This is a genomic window from Prochlorococcus sp. MIT 1303, from assembly GCF_001631965.1.
Taxonomy (GTDB): domain Bacteria; phylum Cyanobacteriota; class Cyanobacteriia; order PCC-6307; family Cyanobiaceae; genus Prochlorococcus; species Prochlorococcus marinus_D.
In genome coordinates this window covers 12,102-32,228 of sequence record NZ_LVHK01000024.1, presented here as the reverse complement: position 1 = coordinate 32,228, position 20,127 = coordinate 12,102, and the positions used below count along the sequence as shown (strand labels likewise).

Sequence of the window (20,127 nt, the reverse complement as noted above, 5' to 3'; positions counted from 1 at the left end):
GTGGAGATACAGCGACTCACTCCCTTGGGTGCCCGGATCATCATCCAAGGGTCTTTCCTTGCTCACGCACGAATCCATACGTTGATCTGGAAGGAACGGCTGAAGCTTTTTTCGATCAACGTCAGTCGATCGTGTTTAAAAACCAAGTTCTGCAGCTCTCGCGACTTACACTCTCCAATCAGGTTTTTTCCAGATTTCTATAGAAGGCCATAGTTTGTATTAAGCGCCTCTAAGCAATAGCTTCTCTTTATGTTAGCGAGACAAAAGAAGACTAGATGAGAATCAAGATTTTAAATTCCCCTTTTGAAATTATCCTTACTGAACTCTACGATTAATCTTTAAGGATGCCTTGATGGAAGCTCGATAACATCGCAAAGATTACGATACTTTGCCCCAAAGTACAATCATCGACAAGCTTGACATATGCGATCGAACTCAAACAGCTGTCTTTGCGATCAGACATGGCTGCATGAAATCAGCAAGGCTCAAAGAGGAATTAAATGGATAACAAATACTGCCGATCAGGATATAAAGATAGTAGACAGTATTGAGAAGCAATCATTGCTGATCATGGCGATAGGTATTGATTATTTTTTCTATCAAAAGAAAGAAATTAGTTCTTCAAAATCATTGTATATTTAACGGGATTACCAGAGCATTTCCCTGCCTAGGGTCTCAAAGATTTCAGCCCCTAAAGCCTTACTTTGGTGACCTCGGCCTGAATCGCTGATGGTCCAGTGGAAACCTTGATAGGACGTCTGGTGAAAATCTCAACACGAATGCCCGCGCGAGTAATCGCGATTAAAGCCTTGCTTAAAAAGGCTGTGCTCACGATAACGGCTAGCGGCCAACGCCAGGCCAGCAACAGCTCAAAAATGCCCCTCATCTATCGCCTCAGTTAGGAGCTAGTCGTAGCTCACCTCACCTATGACCAGCAAGCCCTGAATCATTAGTAGCAACAGTTCCGCCTTCGCCTTAATTTCTACGCAAGGGGCCCCATCTGATGCGCATGACTGAATTGACTTCGACTTAGCTCTTCCTTTGAACATCTGCCAAAAAGTAGCTCTTAGCCAGTAGGCAAGCCAAAGCCAAGGCTAGGCAAGAGAAATTTGATTCAAACGATCAGCATTGCGGAGCTAATCAAAGAACGTATCTCGTTCATTCGCCACTCAACTCAAAACCTCCCCCAAGCCCCTTATTCCCATGTATTGGTTTTGATGCGGACTAATAACAGCAGCAAAGTATCGCCACAAGCACAGGCTCAGTTCTTCACTCGAACCCCATTGACAATTGCTGGCCTATGCTCATGATCGCTCCTGCTTATATCAGCAAAGACATGGCACCTCAGAAACATTCCTGATGGCTTGACCTACATCCTCTTAGATCCCAATCAAGCTCTATTCATCACTGTTGCAACAGCAAAGGGGTTTGGGCTAATTCAAAATGCTTACTCAGCTAGCCAAGCAGCGAAAATAATCATTCACTCTCACGAATTAGGAAGGTTTGTAGAATGACTGAGTAACATCAACCACCTGAATTCCCATAAGCTCCTTCGATAGGGAGAGAATCAGGGACCCAGAAACGGAGAGAGTCTCAATCCAGTTCAAATCAATAAGCTCTAAGCGATGGCGTGCAGGCTTTTAACACCATTGCTAATCCAATGTTGTCTCCCTTTTGATTCCCCGACCAGACCCTCACCATGCAGACCCTTGACTGGATCTGGTTGCTACACCCGATTTTCGCCGTAGCCTTGATCTACCCCTTACTGGGGGTAGTCCTAAACCTGTCACTTCAAACCCGCAGTCGTCGGCTAAAACTTCAGAACGAAAGTCCAGCCAATGTCGGGAGTCTGCACAGCAATCTCGGCCGATGGCTCTCAGCCGGAGTGATCGCAATCGTGCTGCTTGCTCTGGTGGTGATGATCAGCACTGAACATCCGCTAACGGAGTTTGAGGGAGGTCTGATCCGTGCTGGATTGCTTCTACTGGTACTCATTGGAAGTTGCATCGCCTTGCTGACAACCTGGCGAGACAAAAGACCCGCTTATCGAGCAGGCTTCTCCTTACTCTGCTGGGCAGGTGTCATCGTCCTTGGGATGCAGCCGGAAGTATTCCGCCTCGGTGACAACCCCCTCAAAGCAGAATTCTGGCAATCGCATTTCTGGGGTGGCATTGGTCTCGTTGGGCTGATGCTGTTCTCGCTGGCATCCCGACAAGAAATCCTGCGTGATCTGCGCTGGCGATGGCTGCACATCACAGCCAATAGTCTTGCGGCGGTGATCTTCCTGGCAGAAGCAATCACCGGCCCCAAAGCCCTACTAGAGATCCCCCTGAACTGGCAAAAGCCTTACATCCAACAGGCAAAAGCCGAGCGCGTAGCAAATTACACCGCGAATGCTCCTAAGGCGTAAGGGTTGTTGTACGCGCCCAGGCACCAGTTCTGGAACAAACGTCATGCCGCCAAACAGATCAACGATGCGCTCTAAGCCCTCCTGGTCTTTCAATTGATCCCTATCGAGCGCTTGCCATGGTTGCCATTGGAGAAGAAGGCGTCCATGCCATCAGCATTCTTCAAACTGGTTCAACGCAGCAAACAAATGTAGGAGTTCTGCAAACAAAAGATTCTCAAAAGGGATACAAATGATCACTGTTGCCAGCTCAATTAAGCACTCAATCAGCTCTCAGGCCTAAGCCGATAATCAACGAAAAAAGCGAATCCATATAGAACTGCATCGTGTGATGAATGAAGGCACCAAGACACATCAAATGGCTGCTGAAACAGCTGCTGTGAAGGAAGCAATCAAATTGGAAACGCTTGGTTGAGCGTTTTTCATCAGAGAAGGTTGACCATGAACAAAGCTTGCAGTGCAACGCCTTTTAGGCATGAGACATCAATGCCACAAGCCGGTTCAGTCTGCAGTGCCAGAGCGCTGGGATCAGGCTCATTGCTGAACTTGATCCAAGCCATTGCATTTCTACAGAAGCGGCAAGAACCTATCTGCAGCGGAGAAGCACGAAAACAAAAAGCCTCCACTGCCCTAAGGGTGGGTACGAATAAGCAAAGCCCGCACTAATCGCGGGCCTTTTTCATGCTCTTCAACAAAAGCCTTCACTTCCTTTGATGGTTAGGCGATTGATGCTGCTAGACAGAGCGGTTTAAATCTTTAGCCAACGGGACTATTGATCGCAGCCCAAAGGAATAGAGAGACATTTGCGGCAATTGCCAAACCTACGGAGGAAACCTTTTTCATGGATCATCCAGGGAACCCTTCCACTGCAGCAAATCACGATGTGCCTTTGCCAGAGTCTGTCAGTAAGCCCTCACAAGGATATGGAAAGGAGGCCCACTGCTCAATAGAGGAATGGTCACTGATCCTGAAGTTGATGTGGCCAGGAAGAGCTTTGAGAAAGGTTGGTTCTTGTGCATTCGCTCACTTCTTTGAACAATTAGTGGCAACTCCATCCTCAGCTGAGCAAGGATGTAAATGATCAATTGAATGGCTGGGCTAATGAGCCGCCACGGTTACACCATCAGCTATCGCGATGCTCAGAGTCATCGGTGCGAATTCTGTGCCTATGCAAATGACTCTTTTGAGGCCAGGCAGGTTGCCATGGAAACGATCAAATTCGTCCATGAGCATCCAAATGCGATTGATCACATTCTTCGCTCAAGCTAGGACAAGAATTTGAGCCCTAGAGCTCAGCCTTCGTCAACCATCCAGCTGGTGGCTAGAGGTCAGGGATATCCTTGAAACTTTTGCCCCTTGTTTAGACTATTTTTGAATGACAATTCCATATTTAGCGTACTAACTAAGCAATAAGAACTTATCGCCCTGCCGATGGTGTAATGGTGGCCATGGTTGATTACCTAGGTGACCACTTGCCGCGCAAAGATTTGTTCGCTTCCTTTCGGCCGAAACGCACCCAGAGACAGAACAGCTCATAGGAACTGGATCTCAACTTGACCAGCTGGGATTGAGCGTTCCAACGCCAGTGAAAACCATTCACACAAGCGTGCAGAAACGTCTTTCACCATTGTCTCGGAGCACCGCTTGCACAACTAACAAGAAACTGAAGCTAGGAGGTATGGCTTCAGTTGAACCATCAAACCGAGCAGATTCACCGCCAGCTCAATGTGCGCCGATAAGCAATGGATGCGTCAATGCTGTCGAATCTCTAATCGCAAATCAGAAAAAAAAAACATTCCCAGGAGAATCTTCTTGGACCCAACCAGCAGACATTAACCATCAAGGCAAGAGCTACTAGGAGGGATCAGCTGCTCGATTGGAGTGGACTCAACGTCTGCGACTACGACGACGTTGCTGAGCCTTGCGTTTGTACTTCTCGACTGGGGTCTCGTGGTGACGAATGCGCTTGAGATCAGAAAAAATCCCAGCCTTAGAGACTGCTCGCTTAAAGCGACGAAGGGCCGATTCAACGCCCTCATTCTCCCCTACCGTGACCTGAGCCATAAGCAAATTCAACCAATCAACGAATTTACCAGGCCACCTCTCGTTAGAAATTCACCAACACAACAAAAAGGTGTGCGGCATCACCTTGAGAATTGGAGATCTGATCAATAAACCAAGCCTATGCAAGGCATCAGGATTTGGTATTTCCATTGATCCAAGGCCACTCCTGTCGGTACTTTTACCTACATGAAGAAAAGCCAATTCAAAGCCAGGACCAGCGATCTCTACGAGGCCATCCTGATTGCCTCAGAGAGGGGCCATCTTTGGGGTCTCGATCGCTCCAGAACAGCAAACCAGACACGCCTGGTTCCTGATTTTCACCAACCCCGCTAGGCAGTCAACCGCTGATTGCTCACTTCAATCTGGCCCAACAGGAGCATTTCGCTCAGACATTCCTTTGCTGATTCCGCTACAGCATTAGTTCGCTACAAATCGGTCGCTTCGATCCCAAGAGGGACCAATTTGACAACCAAAGACAAAAGGCAAGTGTTGTTTACGAGACAAACAACCCTTTATGCAAAATATCTTCTCAGGCAAGCCATAGTCCACTGAAGATCCACTATCAACTGCTGCATCCTGCCAAGGTCTAACCAGGCAAAATCTGCCAAAAGCCACTGACGGTTCTACTGAACTCACCACTTGCTCAGAACGACCTACACCCCGAGCTCTTGTGATGGGCTCACACATCTTGAGAAGTTCTATCAGAACAAGGAGATATCAAGGCAGCAATGACCCCCATCTAATTTGCCAAACCTCGTCCCAATTGCTTCGGGCAAAAATCATGGCGAACGGGTTTCCAAACGCATAAAGCACACCCCCCGGCGACAGGTTCAGGGGGACTGTTCTCACTCATTCAAGTTAAGAACGCACAATTAATGTGAATAGGTTGCGACAAATCATGGCGACTACTTGCTCAGCTCATGCTTTGCGGGAATCCGTTTATCAGATCTCCTGAAGCCAATCCGGGCAGCGAGCCGATACTTGCCCATATCGCACGACTGCAGATCTAAACAAGAGAAGATTGGCAATCCTGCGCTTCAGTAATACTTAAGCGCTTAAGCCTTGTGTGATCTATCAGTTCTTAATCAATCCCTAAAATCCTTTAACTCATTATTGAAGCCTTTGCTTCACGTAGCCCCAATGCTGATCAGGCTATTTCGCTGAGAGGTTTCTCAGTAATAGCTTTGTGGTGGGCAATAAATCCAATCTCCGCTCAGATAATGCTGCCATTGCAGAAGAAATAAAAAAACAAATAAAGTCAAAGCCACTGATGGTTCAATTCAAGTGTTAAAAACGAGCACAAGAACTGCTGAGCGATGGAGGTACACTAATTAGCAATGCTCACTTTGCTTAGGCCTCCGACCAATATGGCGCTACCTGGATGCAAAAGACCTGTAAAAATGGTCATATTATTTTCAGTTAAAAGTGGTTTATTGAGCATTGAAAAAACCAAATTTAAACAACAACCACGATTGCAAACACCGCATAAGCATCCATTCTCAGAGCAGGTAAGTTAATAACCATAACCACTATGGATTAGCTATGCGATGTTACCTAATCTATTGCTTAAAGAAAGAAAAGTATCGTTTAGAATTGGTTCATTTCTCACCTTTTCTTCTGATCACCTGGCTTCTCCTGGGTCCAATCGAAGATTCCCTGATAGCCACCAAATGCCGAGCTAATCCCGAACATCGCAATGAATAATACTCCGACAACCACAATCACTCCAATCGTCAGTGGACTCAAGTCAAGAGCCATCGCGAAAACAAGAGCACGCATGACGATCCGCAAGACATCTTCATCATCCTCTCAGATCGAGGTCAAAGCCGAAGAATTAAGCAAACTAGATCCATGCTCACGTCTACCAGGAAAGCTCCGGACAACTGGCACGCTAAGACTCGCTTGAGCGACCCGTGCCTAGGATGGATTGAAATCAAAAGGGAGAGGGAACCTTGGGGACCATCATGGGATTCCGCCTCAAACTGCATGAACAGGTAATCAATCAATCCACAGGAGGCAATACATCGATATTCAATAAATTAAGTGGCGCAACAATTGCTGTTTCAATATTTTTTGCAGTTCTAAGCACTGAAAATCAAATTGATTTTCAGTTTGGCGGACAAATAGATGCAATCGATTGGATCATTGGCTGTCTGTTTTGCATTGAATATTTTTGTCGAGTGTGGACGGCCCCACTTGAGGGCAAATATGGAGAGGGTATAGAAGGCACGATTCGCTACATGTTCTCACCAATGGCCATTATTGATCTGATTGCAATTATCCCCTCCTTTATCGGCGTAAGAACAGAACTAAAGATCCTGAGAATTATTCGTCTTCTTACGATTCTAAAGGTTGGCCGCAGCGAAAGATTCAAGCAAAGCATGCTTCATTTCAACTATGCACTCAGATCCAAGAGCCAAGAGCTGCAGATATCTACTGTTTATACATTATTACTTTTACTGATTAGCAGCACATTGATGTATCTTGCAGAGTCATCTATTCAGCCTGATCTATTAGGTTCAATACCAAGATGCCTCTGGTGGTCAATTAATGCAGTCAGCTCAGTGGGGCATGGAGATTCAGTGCCAATTAGTGCGGTAGGCAAGATTATCGCTTCAGTAACTTCTCTTATGGGAATTGGCGCCATCGCCATACCTACCGGAATTCTTGCCGCAGGTTTTAGCGAATCAATTGCTGTGCAAAAGAATAATCTTGAGGAATCTGCTCAGGAAAGCATTACTTAGGAATCGACACACGGCAATTTGTTCACAATATCAAACAATCAAATCCTTGTTTTCAGGCAAAAGTTGAAAGATGAGAGTTTTAGCTGTGGTTGGCTAGATAAAGTAAGGCATCTCTATCTTTCAGCCTATTCTCTTCTAACCAATCAATGAGCCAAAAGTGCGCAGCCTCTGCAAACGAAGCTCACAATGTTGGCTTCTGACAGAAGAGGCCTCTATTGCCGAGGGAAGCTTCCTATAAGATCGCCAACTATTAGTTAAATAGACCAACAATTGCCATCACCAGAAGAACTGCGCTGGCAAGGAGGCTAATGGCAAAGCCTGGCCCTCTCAGCTTGGCCGCTTTCCAATAGCCAATGCCATAGGCAATACGTGCGCCCACCCAGATGAAGCCAATCAAGCAGGCAACAGACGTGTTACTAGAAAGAGATGCTAGCCAGAACACCGGCAGGAAGAACATCATCTGTTCAAGGGTGTTCTGCTGAACACGTAGCACTCGCTCAAATTCTTCTGGCCCACTCGTTGCTGGAGCTTTTACTTTGTGCTGGCTTCGTGCAAATGCCACAGCAAACATGGTTGCTTGGTAGACGATCGCGGCAGCCAAGGTGACAACGGCTGGAAGCACAGGAATGGTCATGAAATTGGTATCAGCACAATGACTTTAAGGATGCCATCTGAATTCCAGCCTTGATGACCAGCGAGTGGGGCTGTGCCTCTCTGATGAAGAGCAGTGTTTGTCTCTGCATCGCCGCTTGGTCCAAGCAACTAGCTAACCAGAGCCACGACATTCATAGCTGCCCAACTGAGGGGAAAGCTCCTCCCTGAAGTCGCGCACTTGACCAAGGTGATCATCATCGTTGAACTAGCGGCTGCTCCCCCCTCAAATTCCCCAAAGCCCAACAAAGAGAGAGTCCTGTCCTGCTGTCTTGGCAAGGGATCGGCCTACAAGATCTTCTGCATCGAAATTCCGCAAAACCTCAAAACATTGCTCCACACAACCTGGCTTCAGTCTGTATCTGAGAGCTGACGCTGCAGCACGATATCCAGGCCTGGCGCAATCGGTCTGAACTCCCTAAGTCTGGGGCTCCAGATAGCACCACTCGCCAGCTCCTCCATAGTCGCCAGGGTCATATCCTGACCCTCAAGCAACTGCAATTGGCCAAGGGAAACACACAGTGGCCCTCGAAACACATGCGCCACAAGCGTGCTGCTGTGGTTGCTGAACCAAGGAACGAGGAGATTTTCAGGTGCCCAGTTGATTTCCTCGACAAGTTCACGGTTCACGGCCTGAAAAGGCGTTTCCCCTGCATTCAAGTGACCTCCAAATAATCCCCAATGACCTGGAAACAAGATTCCTTCGATGTCATCACGAAGCTGAAGGAGCCAGCGACCATCCCTTTCCAGCACAGCAAGAGAGACCTCGTGCGTCATCTCTTCATTTCGAAAAGTCGTTACCCATAACGCCAGCCTGCCGCACCCTTTTACTTAACGTCTTATAGACCCGCCAAAAGGTTCAAAAATTCGGCTCATCAGGTTTTGTTCTGTAAACAGATGCGTTGTCCAAGGCTATTGACCTTGGAGAGGGCTTGACCACCTGTCCAATCATGGCCACCACAGCAATCGGAAACAAAAGGCAGCTAGCCAATCCCTGGAATGTGAAAAGGGAGCTTGTTGTCAAATGCCACGAGCCAGCGCTGCACCGCAGGCACACGCAACAAAGCCAAAGGCACAACAATATTCAGAGCAATCCAGGCAAAACCAAGGATTGCGCCGATTCGTCCACTCTTCTTGAGCAAACTCTCTTTCGGCTGCGGTTCGTCCATCGAATCACCGCTCATCAATCTTTCTGCATTATGCCCTCGACCAAAAAGGAGGCTCATTGCAGCCCCATGGGGGAAGCTGATCAACAAAAAAAAAAGACCCTCGCGTGACGCGACGGGCCTGGGTGATGGGGAGCTTTATTTCTAAGGGAAAGAGCTTATTGACGCAAGCCCCTACAAATAGCGCTTCGGCTTAAAGAAAGTACAAGTGGCACCATAAGTAGTGTTTCTGCGTATGACAGGTTGCAAGCCTGTTCCTAGTGTCAGCGTGGCTGGGTGATCGGCATCAGTCGGCTTTTTACTTCAGTGCGCCTCCATCAAGCAAAGGGGCTCCTTTTTTCAATGCGCAAGGTTCAACGACCAACCACCTAGCCGTGCTGAACTTATAACCAGAACAAACTGACCCCATTGACTTTCCCCACTCTTCTGGCCTACGCAACAATCGGCGACGCAAGCAATGCAGGCGTACTTGGCCTAAGCATGGGGACATGGATGATCTTGACGTTGATCTTCCTAGGCATCTCATCGGTTTACTTCATTCTGCTGTGGTTCAAGATTGCCCAGCAGGAATCAAGCAAGAAGGGGAGCAGTTAAGACTTCCTGTTTTAATTTAGGCATTTCAACAGTTTAACAGTATTGCATTAACGGCATAAAATTAATCCTAGCTAAGTCTTTAGATCCTTTTCAAGCGGAGATCGTCTGTGCGACCTAGCAGGCCTCAGAGCAGTCAGATTTACGCCCATATCAACCGCGTTTTAGACTAAATAGACTAAAGAAGCAGAGATCTCAGCTGATTAGAGCGGTCGCTTTCTTTTATTAGCGCTATGTTCGTAGAGCTTAGGCCGGCTTGATAATAAGATGGGAAATTTGTATTAACAAATAGTCTGATCATCAAAAGCATAGGGGAGTATTAAGTGTCTTCAATTCCAGACAGGAGCCGACAAGAATAGACCAACCAGACACAAACGGTCTCCGAAATCTCCAATAGTAAAATCTCATATTATCTGCGGCTTCAATTCAACAATACAGGTGACAAGTTATTAATTCGTGCCTGTCACCGGGAACCCAACCATCAGCCACATATTGGTAGCGCTTTGTACTGGCTTACGGCTAGACTATGAGCAGCCAAAAGATCAATACTTGAACAACACCTCTAGCTGGTACGATTTCTTTGCGGGCAATGCAACAATACTTACAGAGTTTACAGTCGCACTAGCGACAGTTGCTTGGCTCTATATCCTGAGACAGCGACCTAAGGATAAAGATTAAGAGCAACTAATTTTAGAGACATGCTATTGCTATGAATTTATCACTTAGCACTTTAATCCTACTATTATTAGTAATGCAGGATAGTGTCAATGCTCAGGCATTTAAAAACTCAATCCGTCAATGTAGCCGAGAAGTATATGATCTAATCGAAGGAGAGTATCAATACGTATGCATTACTAAATCGGCAGTAACGCAATCAGAAGCCAGAGGGAAGGTCTTCATAGAGGAATGTAAAACCACATATGCAAGAAGGTTTGACAGATGGTCTAGAACTTTAGTAGAAAGAGTGGTCAAAGAAAAGTGCACCTCTACGCCTAAGGATCCTGAAATCATTATTGAGTACCCCGAAGTCTGGCCCTAGCTCAATACTTATGGTTGAACACTACTTAGGAATAGTCCCTTATAGCAATAGTGACTTAAGTCTAAATATTCAAACCATTACAAAAGGAGTAGGGTTATAAAGTTTAAGCGGTATGGATTACCCTCGCTTAATCAATCAAGCTAGTATTTCAGTCTCGCGGAAGTGATGCTCTTTTTCACCAGCAATGAAAACTGGGATAAGGATGCAAATGTTACATATTGGCGAGGGAGCCATACGGTAGGTAGCAAGATCTTCCACTTAGCTCTCTTGCTATTCGCTGTTCTGAACTTCCAGAATAGATGAAGTGATAGAGAAATTACCCCGGTAATGACTCCAGCCATAGCTTAATTTTGATCTCTACTCCATTATCTGGCTTAGTCAAGGTTCAGGGTCTTCACCCTATGGCCTATGGCGACCCTCAAATCACGATGCATGAATAGATCTGTCTAAGGGAGAGAGCACTCTTTTTGAGTATTCCCTCCGATCGCGCGTTACAGGGTGATGCGCTTGCCTTCAAGCAAAGAAACCACATGAGTACATGGCACATCAAGCAAAACCTAGGGAAGACCACTACGCATCCATCCTTGAGGCCTACAACAGAGGAGAGCTTTGGCCGACAGGCTCATGTCGGAGCACAGGCTGCTCAGCAGAAATCCCAGTCAACATCGAGTCGTTCCGAAAAAAATCAGCAATGCTTCGGGTCAAGCAACTGCAAGATGCTCTCGATTGGTTTAACAATTGACACTTGTAATGAAGCCACTTCTTCCACTTATAAACTTCAAGTGAATACATCATTGACTCTTAGCACGCGATGAACATCAGGCGGATCGTGACAGACCACCCATAAAGCACAAAACCTATTTACTCAAACTCAACTGCGCAAAACATACCCTCCCAAGCCCCAGCTCGACGTTTAAATAACATTGCTGCAATGGTATATCGCAACTAATAGGATGCAGTTTATCTGTCTAATGTTTCCTGAGAGTAATCAGCTAATCATTTACATCTCTTAGACCATGCATTGATCCAGTGTTAAGCAATTTCACTTCACAGCTAGCCGTCATGGCTCATTCATCAACCAAAGCGGTAGTGCTTGCGAACTGCCCTATGAACCTCCCAAATGCAAGACATTCCAGCAGAGAACACCACAAGATCGCCTGCCCCAAAGTGCACGGGCTTTCCGCCTTCGGGTGTAACGCTCACCTCGCCTTCCAACAACAGGCAGGTTTCCTGTTCAGCATAGGTCCAAGGAAAGGTGCTGGGCTCACAAGTCCAAATTGGCCATTGGCGGATGCCCAGTTCATTAATTGTGCTCTCTGGACATGAAGAGGTAACGCTAATCGCCATGGGCGGGTCGAAGGAGGACTCTCTTGAACCTAGTACCAGCCCTGATGAATTGTTTAACAAGAAAACGGAGCGGAGGGTTCGGGTTTCATTAAAGATGACGAATAGAAGCGAAGATACTAACGAGAACAAACTCTTATATGGAGCTAAGTTTGTCTGTTGTGTGAGATAAACCAATCATTTGCTCAGTTATGCCAAGACCTCATTCAACAGAAGCAAACCACTGAGGGGTAGCACCTAACGCGGATCAATCTGCGCTCCACCGCCAAGAGAAAGAAGATGAAGAGACGCTGCAGCAAGCAAAACAGTCACTACAAGACTTGGGGAAATCATAGGCAGCAGAGCCTAGGTGTAGTCACTGGTCAGACAAGCTGCACATCAGAGATGCCACTTTATTAAGCCTATGCGTGTCTATCAGCTAGTATTCAAAAATTGTTTCGTGTTTTCAGAGGTCACATGTCAAAGAAAGACTGGTTCGGCATTGGATATGTGTCTGCATGGGTATTGATTTGGGGAACCATAGGTTCTCTAATTGATTTGCCATTTCTAAACTCTGAAATCTACTTGCCAGGCTCAATAGGCCAAGTCACAACCTTCGTTGTCACAGCAGTCATATCGGTGATCATTGCTGTATTTCTATATCCAAAGGTATTAGAAAATAACCTTATTGTCTCAGCATTAGGCTTGGATACTGACGAGAAGAAATAATTTCAATCAACGAAGTTAGCCTGCCATAATAGAGACAGTTAGGATTGCCAAAAGGTCTGCATTTATTTGCATATGAGAAGAGAATGGGTGAAGTTAAACACTTAAGAATCAAAACAAAAGCCTCTGAGATTAGATCCATGCATCCTCACAGCATGATTGATATCCTCACCAACAGACGAAGGCTTTATCACTTCATTAGTACTCAAAGAGTGATGACAAAAAATAGTCAACACTGCGAAAAACATGCAAGACAAAGGCGATCAGCCCCTACAATCATACCCATAGAGTTATGAGCAAGAATTCTGATCACTATTTACCTTCCAATCAATTATGGTAAAAAGCCATAAGAAGCATCATCTCTAGTCATCAGTGGATAAAATCAAAGCTTACTGAAAGGATTGGACTGCTTAACGTGCAAGAAAATGATTAAATCACATCTACACAATGCTGCAAGTGCTCACAGCAATAGATAGAAGCTCATAAAAATAAATGCAGCAATTAATGATCTTAATTTCATTGGCTTATTGCATGATTTAAGCAAGGTTGCAGCAGCAAAACTCGCTGCTGCAGAGCTGATAAAAATTCACCACGAAGTCATTAATCAACAAGTGCTGATTGCTATTTTCAATAAAATAAAAAAATAAATTGGAATTAACTTTATTATTATTCAGGTGGTACGGTCTCCTTGTTGAACAGCATTAAGCAAGCCTGCCTCCAAGCGATCAAAGGCATCTATCAATTCAGCGCCTTCAAGCATCCCCACGCTGATGCGCAGTACACAACTCTCGTTCTTAAAACCAAAACTACAACCTCCAATCGTGGCAACTCGATAATCTCTTACCAGCTGACGCATCAGGGTGTCTCCATTGCAAGCACAATCCACTTCAAGTAAGCAATAAAAAGCTCCATTGGGTTCATGTAAAAAGCGCCAGGGTCTATCGTTGCTAGCGGCAAAACGCTTCAAGAGCAACTGATATCGACTTATCAATTGAGAGACATTCTGCCGCACCCAATCAGAACCATCCAACAAGGCCGAAATCGCTGCTCGTTGGCAAAAACGAGGTGGACAGATCAAGACTGTGTCTTGAACCTTGGCCAAAGCCTTACTCCAGCCAATAGGAGCTGACATATAACCAAGACGCCATCCGGCCATGCCATAGGCCTTGGAGAACGAATAGAGCGAAACAGTATGGTTCCCTGCACCAGGAAGAGATCCAGGGCTCCAATGAGGTACATCACCAAACACAAAATCCTCATAAGCTTCATCGCTGATGTGCAGCAAACCATGCTGGGCACAGATCCCATTGATGGCGGCAAGTAAGGTTTGAGGGAAAACGATTCCGCTTGGATTATTAGGGCTTATCGTGACAATGGCACGGGTGCATTTTGTAATCGCAGCCTCTATGAGCTCAGGGTTAGGTATTAAACCAGCATTCACAGGCACAGGTACTCCACCGGCCAACTGAATAGCCATAAAATGATTAAAGTAATAAGGCAGCGGCAGAATGACCTCATCGCCAGGGTCACAGAGAACCTGAGCAATGGCATGAAATGCCATGTTGCTACCAGCAGTAACCATGACCATGCTTGCGGCCAAATCCAAACCGTTCTGGATCATCAACTTTTGCTTAATTAGCTCAAGCAGTTCAGGATCACCTCGAGCCGGGCCATAACGATTAAGGCTTGATTCTTGATTCAACAAAGCATTGTTCATTGCCAGTTTTACGGCAACGGGTGGAGCCCAATTCACCATACCCTGGGCCAGCGAAAGGGTCCCTGGCGTCTTCGCCACCAACTCGTTAAGTTCTGGAATCACAGGGTCCAACACAGCATCGATCTGCGTGCCAGGTTGAGGGTGTTTGCTTGAGGACAAAGAGTTCACGTCGATAGAGTTAAAGGTTCGTCCATTATTTACCAGTATGGAATGGAAATCTCAAATGACCAAATCCATAAGATATTGACCGACTAAAAGAGAAGAGCCACCTTCTCAACATGAAGTTATCAAAGCATTTATCATTCCTGAAATAATCCGTCTTACACGAGGCAATCTCAGCCCAGTATAAGTAGCCTACCTAAGAAGCCTGCTGAAATCAAACCCATTGCTGATCGCGATCTGCTGCCAATAGAGGCACTTACAGATCAAAAATACATGGCATAGAATTAACATCTGCGGTTCAATCAGACCTGTAAATGTTAGCAACAAAATCAATTAGTTCCGATCTTTATCTCTCTTCTAAACACTGCCATTGGAATCTTTACTGTTGCTAACCCTATTGGAAATCTGCCGATCTATCTTTCATTCAAAGATGGAGATCAAAAAACCGACAAAGCAATCGCACGCAACAGTGCATTCACCTTCTTGATCGCACTTCTCTTGGCTACATGGCTCGGGAATGATTTGCTGGCAATTTTCGGAATAAGCCAAAGAGCCTTTCAAATATCTGGTGGGTTAATTGTTATCTTGATCGGCCTTTCCATGCTCCGATCCAAACCACCAGAGGAGCACCATGACCCAGCCTCGATTGATCGGGACAAGAGTTCTTCAGGGAAAGGAATCGTGCCTATCGGCATTCCCCTTCTTGCAGACCCTGGCACACTGACGATTGCAATTGCCGACCCGGTGAATTCTTCCATCGATGGCAAAATTTCATTGAGCTTAATAGTCTTACTACTATCTTTGATAATCTATCTTATTTTTGATGCCGCCGAGATGCTTTCGTCCAAGATTAGTGTATCAGCCCTGCAAGTGCTAACGAAAGTAATGGGAATAGTGCTTACATCTATTGCTGTTCAGATGTTACTTGATGGCCTAGAAATCTCGTTCCCAAACATTTCACAATGAGCCGATGTATGATCATCAAGGCAATGAGAAATTCATAAGCTCGGCGCTTGAACCAGTAAACACCTCCATCGAGTCAACCAAAACAACAAGGTTGTTAAAGCTCATCGTCTTGTCACCTCAACTCGGATATCTGGCTGATCGATTGGCTTTTGAAGCTTAAGCAGCAACACCAAAGATCACCAGTACTCCGATGGCCTGAACAAAAACAACATAAGTGGCAGCAAAAGTGTTCATTCCTCTTCCCTCTTAAACCAGCCAAGCTCAGATCTCGCGCGGATCAATGCAGTGATGAGTGCGCCTCCAAAAAACGCTCCAAACGCTGTTGTAACCAGCAGAATTGCTAATGGAAGGTGTCTTCCAGTCTGGCTTAAAGGGTCTAAAGGATCCATCAAGCCATTAAATAGCCTCAAAGCAAATATGGAGCAAAGCTTTGATGAACTGGAATCTCACCAGATTGCTGAGTAGTGACTAGCCCAAAGTTCGCCATCACCAGCAAGGAGACCGGTCTTCGTTGACGAATCGTCCCAAGCAAGGGCAGTGTTAAGAGCTACGAGCTCCACAAGCCATTGAGTCCATCGGCACAATTGGTCATAGAAGAGGCTGTTTGAGATCCAAACAAGATCACAAAAGCCCTTATCAAGGCAAACCATCCACTCCTAGAAAGCCTGGCACATCTACCCAGTGATCTAGGCAAAGCAACTCCTAGATCAGCCAGCTGAAGGCCCCATACTGCAGAAATCTGGCAGAAGGCTTCGCACCGACGACTCATGAGACAGCTGCTCAAATGAAAAGCGAATGGATTGTGATCAAAGAAGGCTCAGTCCCCCTGCGCTGCTGGTGGTCAAAACCGAGTCAAGGTCGTGATGAAATCGGTGAAGGGCCGAATCGTGTTGCCCTGGTGTTACCAGAAATCTTCGGAGTCAATAACTGGGTTCGCAGTGTGGCCAATCGCCTCGCCACCAGAGGCATCCCAGCCCTGGCGATGCCACTATTTTCTCGCACCGCACCGGAGCTAGAGCTTGGCTATAGCGAAGACAACCTGATCGAAGGGCGACGAAACAAGGACTCAACCTCAATGGAACAAATCCTTACCGATACCTACACAGCTATTTGCTGGCTCAACAAACAGCTTGATCAACCACAAATCACTGTGATTGGCTTCTGTTTCGGCGGACACGCTGCACTGATCACTGCAACCATGACCGAGGTGAGCGAAACCTTCAATTTTTATGGTGCCGATGTAAGCAAAACCCGCCCGGGAGGTGGTGCACCAAGCCTCGAATTATTACCGCAGGTCTCAGGCCGACTGACATGTCTGTGCGGTACAGCAGATCCGTTGATCCCAACTTCAGATCGGCAAGCAATCCAAGCGGCATTACGCATGCAGGATCCTGATGAAGAGCGACTGCGCTACGTAGAGATCATTGGCGCCGATCATGGTTTTATGTGCGAAGAAAGAGAAAGCTTCGCCGCTGAAGCTTCCGCCCTAGGTTGGCGCCTACTGCTAGAGAGTTTCGAACGCTAATCATTTGGCAGCTTCTGGCGTCATCCTTGCGACTAACCAATTCTGCTTAAAAGGCCTGGGCCTTAACCCTTGTGTCAAAGGCCAGTACACAACATCTCTGGCATGGGCGACCGGGCTCAAATGTCATCACCCACCCCCTGAAACAAAGTCACTTTCTCAACGGAGAGCTAATGAGCCTTGAAATTGTTGCTGAGTACCCACGTCCGCCAGCTCTTGTGGCCTGCTCAGACCATGTGATTGTGGAGGCCCTTGGTACGCGTATCTGTGAAACACATGACTGCCTGCGTGTGCTGGAGACATTCCATCCGCCCACCTACTATCTTCCTCCAAAGGCAATGCGGAAGGATCTGCTGATACGCAGCCGACGCAGCAGTTTCTGCGAATGGAAGGGAATCGCCAACTACTGGGATCTGGTGATTGCAGACAAACGTCTCGAGGGCGCAATCTGGTCGTATCCAGATCCCACCCCAACATTTAGGGCCCTTACGGGCTGGTATGCGCTATACCCCGGACGCATGGATCATTGCAGCGTCAATGGAGAGACAGTGATCCCCCAACCCGGACAGTTCTATGGAGGATGGATCACATCCCAAGTGGTCGGTCCATTCAAAGGTGATCCTGCACATCCTCAGTTAATTTGATCGATGAGAGCACCTCAAAAGAAATCGAGGCTGAGTGCAATCATGGTGACTCTGCATCAAAGTCAGCAGCGACTACTCCCTAGGCATTGATAGTGATCCACCATTGCAGTAGCGAGTCGCCCACAACTTTGAAACTAAATTTGGATCCGTTGGGAAAGTCCTGCGGTCCCAACGAAAGGACTCCTGAAAACATACGTTCCAGCGGGCTGCCTGCCTGGAGATTGGAACAAGAGACCAGGCAATCACGATCAAGCTAACAGTACATAAAGTAGCCAAAACCACATAAGAGTGAGATCCAACCCCTTCAATCAGATTGAGGTTCTGTTCTTTACGGTCGGGGTCTTGCATCGATGCAGAGACGTTATCTAAGAGAGGTTTTTGAACGGTCATCGGTGGATGCCAACTTTCACTCATTGCTCCAATTGAGACATCAGACAAAGTTGTACACTTAAAATACGGCTTGACAAAAGCCTACAACCTGTGGGTTTCTGTTCAATGATTTCTTCTCAATGAAACGTCTAGCATACTTTCTGCTTCCTTGCCTTTTCATAACGCTCATCACCATTCACATTAATCCCGCCATGGCATTCACTATGGAAGGAGGTTTATCCGAATGCACAGTTGACACAAACTGTGTGCTTGTTGAATGGGAAGTCAACGAAGTGAAGCAGTCCTATGAGAATCTTTTAGTCATTGCGTCTCAACTACCAAGAACCAAAGTCCTCGAGCAAACCAACAATTATTGGCATGCTGTCGTTAGAAGCTTAGTTTTTCGATTCCCAGATGACCTGGAGATTCTTCAAATACCAAACGAAAAGGTTATCCAAGTTCGATCAGCTTCAAGAGTTGGTGTCTCAGATCTAGGCGTGAATAAAAAAAGAGTTGACAGTCTGTACAATCAACTGCTGGAAACGTTAAAAAACTCATAAATATAGCGCTCAGGCCTAAAAAAATAACAGCAACAGAAAAAATGCATTAGCCTCTAAATTACAAGGCCTTTTTCTACAATGATAAAACAGGGATAGCCAAGGATAAAGTTCACTTAAATGGTCTAAAAGCTATTAAAGATGCTAGGCATAAAAGAATAAATCATTAGAGTAATGGTACAAAATTCATACAAATAACCAGATCAACTGTCAAAAGGCCAATAGGGAAAGACTTCTATATTCGTCTTATATTCTACAATCTTAGCCCAAGACAAAGTTGAATATTGAGGTACGATATAGTTTATTTCAATGGCGCCAAGAAAATAGACAATGCCATACAATTACCTAGGCTAGAGTTAAACATTCTGCAAGCTGTCGAGAGAATCAATCAATCTGCTTACAGGGAAACTATTTCCTTGCTTGCCTTGTTGGAAGAAAGAACAGCATGGGCCCTCATTCACCACATTGCTTATTAGTCGTTGAGATGCGTCGTTGAATAATTAATTCACCATTTTCAATTTTATCAAGGCATTCCATGCAACTTTTATTGATCAACAATGCCTCCTTTTCCCATTGGTAGTCAGAAGAAATCGCCTTTCCGCAATATCGACAAAGAATTGAGCTGTCCATAGGCTCTTCATCCCAATAGCCTTTTCTAATCAAATTTCACAGCAAAAACCATTTAGCAATAAAGAGATATAAATCCTTCCACAATATTGGCTAATCGTAAAAAGATAGAACCCTCTACAGAGAAAGCCTTTCCTATAATGGAAAGGGGTTGATGGTTCCTTTTGGCTCACTAAGCAAGTAACTGCTCAGACAATGATCCATAAGAATACTTAAACAGCCATAGGCCTGGCCAGAGCGATCTCCCCAGGCCTGTGATGAAAGTCGCCTAGGGTACTTAAGCCAAGAGGTTTCCAGTCGGCGTTTAGCGGCCCCAAAAAAGGAGAACTTCATGCTCGAAGCAATATTTGTACTATCCAAGGGGAGCTTATAAATGGCCAGGAGAAGGCGCATCTCATCTCTGCCACAAATAAAAAGAGCAGAAAAATCGGCTAGATGTTTTCTTCAGTTCAAGTTCAGCAAAAGCCAAGAGCTCGCCAATGGAGTCATGTGAAGCTACGACAGTTAGAAACAGTTTTGAGCCATTCCTACGATTACCGTCTAATTATGGGTAACGGACAGAGTCATTCATGGCGTCACCAGTCGAACAGGCACTATCTCTCTTATCGATTATCAAGCATCCCGTGGAGGGGGTGGCCTACCTCTTCTATTTGGCTCTAATCGTTCGCTGGAGGTGGCCAAAAGCTTGGAATAAGTTCCTTGATCTATGCAAGGCGCGTGAAGAGATCAAATCCCTATAGATAGCAATGCCATCAATATTGCGCTAATTTCTATCATCTGAAAACTCTCTAGCCGCAACACCTATCCCTAACTGTAAGACCAAAAAATGCCAGCTAATTGATATCTACGCAT

The 20,127-nt window shown here is 45.9% G+C and carries 20 protein-coding genes; 9 read left to right on the top strand and 11 right to left on the bottom strand.

Annotation, left to right across the window (positions count from 1 at the left end):
• Window positions 1-691: 691 nt before the first annotated feature.
• Window positions 692-886, bottom strand: a complete 195-nt coding sequence (locus tag PMIT1303_RS00650) for a hypothetical protein (protein ID WP_041384432.1) — start codon at window positions 884-886, stop codon at window positions 692-694.
• 813 nt (window positions 887-1,699) lie between these two features.
• Between PMIT1303_RS00650 and PMIT1303_RS00645 the strand changes: the two genes are divergently transcribed.
• Window positions 1,700-2,410: a DUF4079 domain-containing protein gene (locus tag PMIT1303_RS00645; RefSeq protein WP_063397099.1), complete on the top strand. Its 711-nt coding sequence runs from the start codon at window positions 1,700-1,702 to the stop codon at window positions 2,408-2,410.
• 422 nt (window positions 2,411-2,832) lie between these two features.
• On the opposite strand, the gene PMIT1303_RS14175 is transcribed toward PMIT1303_RS00645, so the two are convergent.
• From PMIT1303_RS14175 to PMIT1303_RS13130, 4 genes are all read right to left on the bottom strand, one after another.
• A complete protein-coding gene (locus PMIT1303_RS14175; protein ID WP_255359739.1) occupies window positions 2,833-2,967 on the bottom strand; it encodes a hypothetical protein in 135 nt (44 codons plus the stop codon).
• A gap of 538 nt (window positions 2,968-3,505) precedes the next feature.
• Window positions 3,506-3,640: a hypothetical protein gene (locus PMIT1303_RS14170; protein ID WP_255359741.1), complete on the bottom strand. Its 135-nt coding sequence runs from the start codon at window positions 3,638-3,640 to the stop codon at window positions 3,506-3,508.
• Between the two features lie 654 nt (window positions 3,641-4,294).
• Window positions 4,295-4,471: a 30S ribosomal protein S21 gene (gene rpsU, locus PMIT1303_RS00630; protein ID WP_011130394.1), complete on the bottom strand. Its 177-nt coding sequence runs from the start codon at window positions 4,469-4,471 to the stop codon at window positions 4,295-4,297.
• Window positions 4,472-6,076: 1,605 nt separating this feature from the next.
• Window positions 6,077-6,250 (bottom strand): hypothetical protein, encoded by a 174-nt coding sequence (locus tag PMIT1303_RS13130; protein ID WP_155728036.1) that lies wholly within the window; start codon window positions 6,248-6,250, stop codon window positions 6,077-6,079.
• A gap of 185 nt (window positions 6,251-6,435) precedes the next feature.
• Here PMIT1303_RS13130 and PMIT1303_RS00625 point away from each other — a divergent pair, with 185 nt between their 5' ends.
• A complete protein-coding gene (locus PMIT1303_RS00625; RefSeq protein ID WP_063395396.1) occupies window positions 6,436-7,215 on the top strand; it encodes an ion transporter in 780 nt (259 codons plus the stop codon).
• A gap of 250 nt (window positions 7,216-7,465) precedes the next feature.
• Here PMIT1303_RS00625 and PMIT1303_RS00620 read toward each other — a convergent pair whose 3' ends face one another.
• The 3 genes from PMIT1303_RS00620 to PMIT1303_RS00605 form a co-directional block, all read right to left on the bottom strand.
• A complete protein-coding gene (locus PMIT1303_RS00620) occupies window positions 7,466-7,849 on the bottom strand; it encodes an MAPEG family protein (RefSeq protein WP_063397097.1) in 384 nt (127 codons plus the stop codon).
• A gap of 368 nt (window positions 7,850-8,217) precedes the next feature.
• Window positions 8,218-8,643 carry an NUDIX hydrolase gene (locus PMIT1303_RS00610; protein ID WP_063397095.1) on the bottom strand — a complete coding sequence of 142 codons (426 nt, stop codon included), beginning with the start codon at window positions 8,641-8,643 and terminating at the stop codon, window positions 8,218-8,220.
• Between the two features lie 206 nt (window positions 8,644-8,849).
• Complete coding sequence (locus PMIT1303_RS00605) at window positions 8,850-9,092, bottom strand: Signal peptidase I (RefSeq protein ID WP_156486856.1); 243 nt, start codon at window positions 9,090-9,092, stop codon at window positions 8,850-8,852.
• A 348-nt stretch (window positions 9,093-9,440) separates the two neighbouring features.
• Here PMIT1303_RS00605 and PMIT1303_RS13125 point away from each other — a divergent pair, with 348 nt between their 5' ends.
• Window positions 9,441-9,626: a cytochrome B6 gene (locus PMIT1303_RS13125; RefSeq protein ID WP_156486855.1), complete on the top strand. Its 186-nt coding sequence runs from the start codon at window positions 9,441-9,443 to the stop codon at window positions 9,624-9,626.
• Window positions 9,627-11,736: 2,110 nt separating this feature from the next.
• Here the strand turns inward: PMIT1303_RS13125 and PMIT1303_RS00590 are convergent.
• Complete coding sequence (locus PMIT1303_RS00590) at window positions 11,737-12,009, bottom strand: cupin domain-containing protein (protein WP_063397092.1); 273 nt, start codon at window positions 12,007-12,009, stop codon at window positions 11,737-11,739.
• Between the two features lie 453 nt (window positions 12,010-12,462).
• Here PMIT1303_RS00590 and PMIT1303_RS00585 point away from each other — a divergent pair, with 453 nt between their 5' ends.
• On the top strand, window positions 12,463-12,714 hold the full coding sequence (locus PMIT1303_RS00585) for a hypothetical protein (RefSeq protein WP_063397091.1): 252 nt from the start codon (window positions 12,463-12,465) through the stop codon (window positions 12,712-12,714).
• 667 nt (window positions 12,715-13,381) lie between these two features.
• Here the strand turns inward: PMIT1303_RS00585 and PMIT1303_RS00580 are convergent.
• A complete protein-coding gene (locus PMIT1303_RS00580) occupies window positions 13,382-14,596 on the bottom strand; it encodes a pyridoxal phosphate-dependent aminotransferase (protein ID WP_063397090.1) in 1,215 nt (404 codons plus the stop codon).
• A gap of 336 nt (window positions 14,597-14,932) precedes the next feature.
• On the opposite strand from PMIT1303_RS00580, the gene PMIT1303_RS00575 reads away from it, so the two are divergent.
• From PMIT1303_RS00575 to PMIT1303_RS00560, 3 genes are all read left to right on the top strand, one after another.
• Complete coding sequence (locus PMIT1303_RS00575) at window positions 14,933-15,556, top strand: MarC family protein (protein ID WP_369818691.1); 624 nt, start codon at window positions 14,933-14,935, stop codon at window positions 15,554-15,556.
• Between the two features lie 784 nt (window positions 15,557-16,340).
• Complete coding sequence (locus PMIT1303_RS00565; RefSeq protein ID WP_063397087.1) at window positions 16,341-17,081, top strand: dienelactone hydrolase family protein; 741 nt, start codon at window positions 16,341-16,343, stop codon at window positions 17,079-17,081.
• Window positions 17,082-17,251: 170 nt separating this feature from the next.
• The gene (locus PMIT1303_RS00560; protein ID WP_041384447.1) at window positions 17,252-17,722 is read left to right on the top strand and encodes a DUF427 domain-containing protein; all 471 of its coding nucleotides are present in this window, start codon (window positions 17,252-17,254) and stop codon (window positions 17,720-17,722) included.
• A gap of 72 nt (window positions 17,723-17,794) precedes the next feature.
• Here the strand turns inward: PMIT1303_RS00560 and PMIT1303_RS00555 are convergent, their stop codons facing one another.
• Window positions 17,795-18,070 (bottom strand): Ets-domain-containing protein, encoded by a 276-nt coding sequence (locus PMIT1303_RS00555; RefSeq protein WP_231901156.1) that lies wholly within the window; start codon window positions 18,068-18,070, stop codon window positions 17,795-17,797.
• Between the two features lie 233 nt (window positions 18,071-18,303).
• Here PMIT1303_RS00555 and PMIT1303_RS00550 point away from each other — a divergent pair, with 233 nt between their 5' ends.
• Both PMIT1303_RS00550 and PMIT1303_RS13650 read left to right on the top strand, forming a co-directional pair.
• Complete coding sequence (locus tag PMIT1303_RS00550) at window positions 18,304-18,651, top strand: DUF1499 domain-containing protein (RefSeq protein ID WP_063397123.1); 348 nt, start codon at window positions 18,304-18,306, stop codon at window positions 18,649-18,651.
• Between the two features lie 1,193 nt (window positions 18,652-19,844).
• Complete coding sequence (locus PMIT1303_RS13650) at window positions 19,845-20,015, top strand: hypothetical protein (RefSeq protein WP_197459714.1); 171 nt, start codon at window positions 19,845-19,847, stop codon at window positions 20,013-20,015.
• Window positions 20,016-20,127 lie beyond the last annotated feature (112 nt).

Bases quoted from the DNA above. Each gene is read 5' to 3' on its own strand.
- PMIT1303_RS00620 (WP_063397097.1), bottom strand. From the start codon at position 7,849: ATGACCATTCCTGTGCTTCCAGCCGTTGTCACCTTGGCTGCCGCGATC.
- PMIT1303_RS00585 (WP_063397091.1), top strand. From the start codon at position 12,463: ATGTCAAAGAAAGACTGGTTCGGCATTGGATATGTGTCTGCATGGGTA.
- PMIT1303_RS00555 (WP_231901156.1), bottom strand. From the start codon at position 18,070: ATGCAAGACCCCGACCGTAAAGAACAGAACCTCAATCTGATTGAAGGG.
- PMIT1303_RS14175 (WP_255359739.1), bottom strand. From the start codon at position 2,967: ATGGCTTGGATCAAGTTCAGCAATGAGCCTGATCCCAGCGCTCTGGCA.
- PMIT1303_RS14170 (WP_255359741.1), bottom strand. From the start codon at position 3,640: ATGCTCATGGACGAATTTGATCGTTTCCATGGCAACCTGCCTGGCCTC.
- PMIT1303_RS00645 (WP_063397099.1), top strand. From the start codon at position 1,700: ATGCAGACCCTTGACTGGATCTGGTTGCTACACCCGATTTTCGCCGTA.
- PMIT1303_RS00625 (WP_063395396.1), top strand. From the start codon at position 6,436: ATGGGATTCCGCCTCAAACTGCATGAACAGGTAATCAATCAATCCACA.
- PMIT1303_RS00565 (WP_063397087.1), top strand. From the start codon at position 16,341: ATGAAAAGCGAATGGATTGTGATCAAAGAAGGCTCAGTCCCCCTGCGC.
- rpsU (WP_011130394.1), bottom strand. From the start codon at position 4,471: ATGGCTCAGGTCACGGTAGGGGAGAATGAGGGCGTTGAATCGGCCCTT.
- PMIT1303_RS00560 (WP_041384447.1), top strand. From the start codon at position 17,252: ATGAGCCTTGAAATTGTTGCTGAGTACCCACGTCCGCCAGCTCTTGTG.
- PMIT1303_RS00610 (WP_063397095.1), bottom strand. From the start codon at position 8,643: ATGACGCACGAGGTCTCTCTTGCTGTGCTGGAAAGGGATGGTCGCTGG.
- PMIT1303_RS00590 (WP_063397092.1), bottom strand. From the start codon at position 12,009: ATGGCGATTAGCGTTACCTCTTCATGTCCAGAGAGCACAATTAATGAA.
- PMIT1303_RS13130 (WP_155728036.1), bottom strand. From the start codon at position 6,250: ATGCGTGCTCTTGTTTTCGCGATGGCTCTTGACTTGAGTCCACTGACG.
- PMIT1303_RS13650 (WP_197459714.1), top strand. From the start codon at position 19,845: ATGGCGTCACCAGTCGAACAGGCACTATCTCTCTTATCGATTATCAAG.
- PMIT1303_RS00605 (WP_156486856.1), bottom strand. From the start codon at position 9,092: ATGAGCCTCCTTTTTGGTCGAGGGCATAATGCAGAAAGATTGATGAGC.
- PMIT1303_RS00650 (WP_041384432.1), bottom strand. From the start codon at position 886: ATGAGGGGCATTTTTGAGCTGTTGCTGGCCTGGCGTTGGCCGCTAGCC.
- PMIT1303_RS00550 (WP_063397123.1), top strand. From the start codon at position 18,304: ATGGCATTCACTATGGAAGGAGGTTTATCCGAATGCACAGTTGACACA.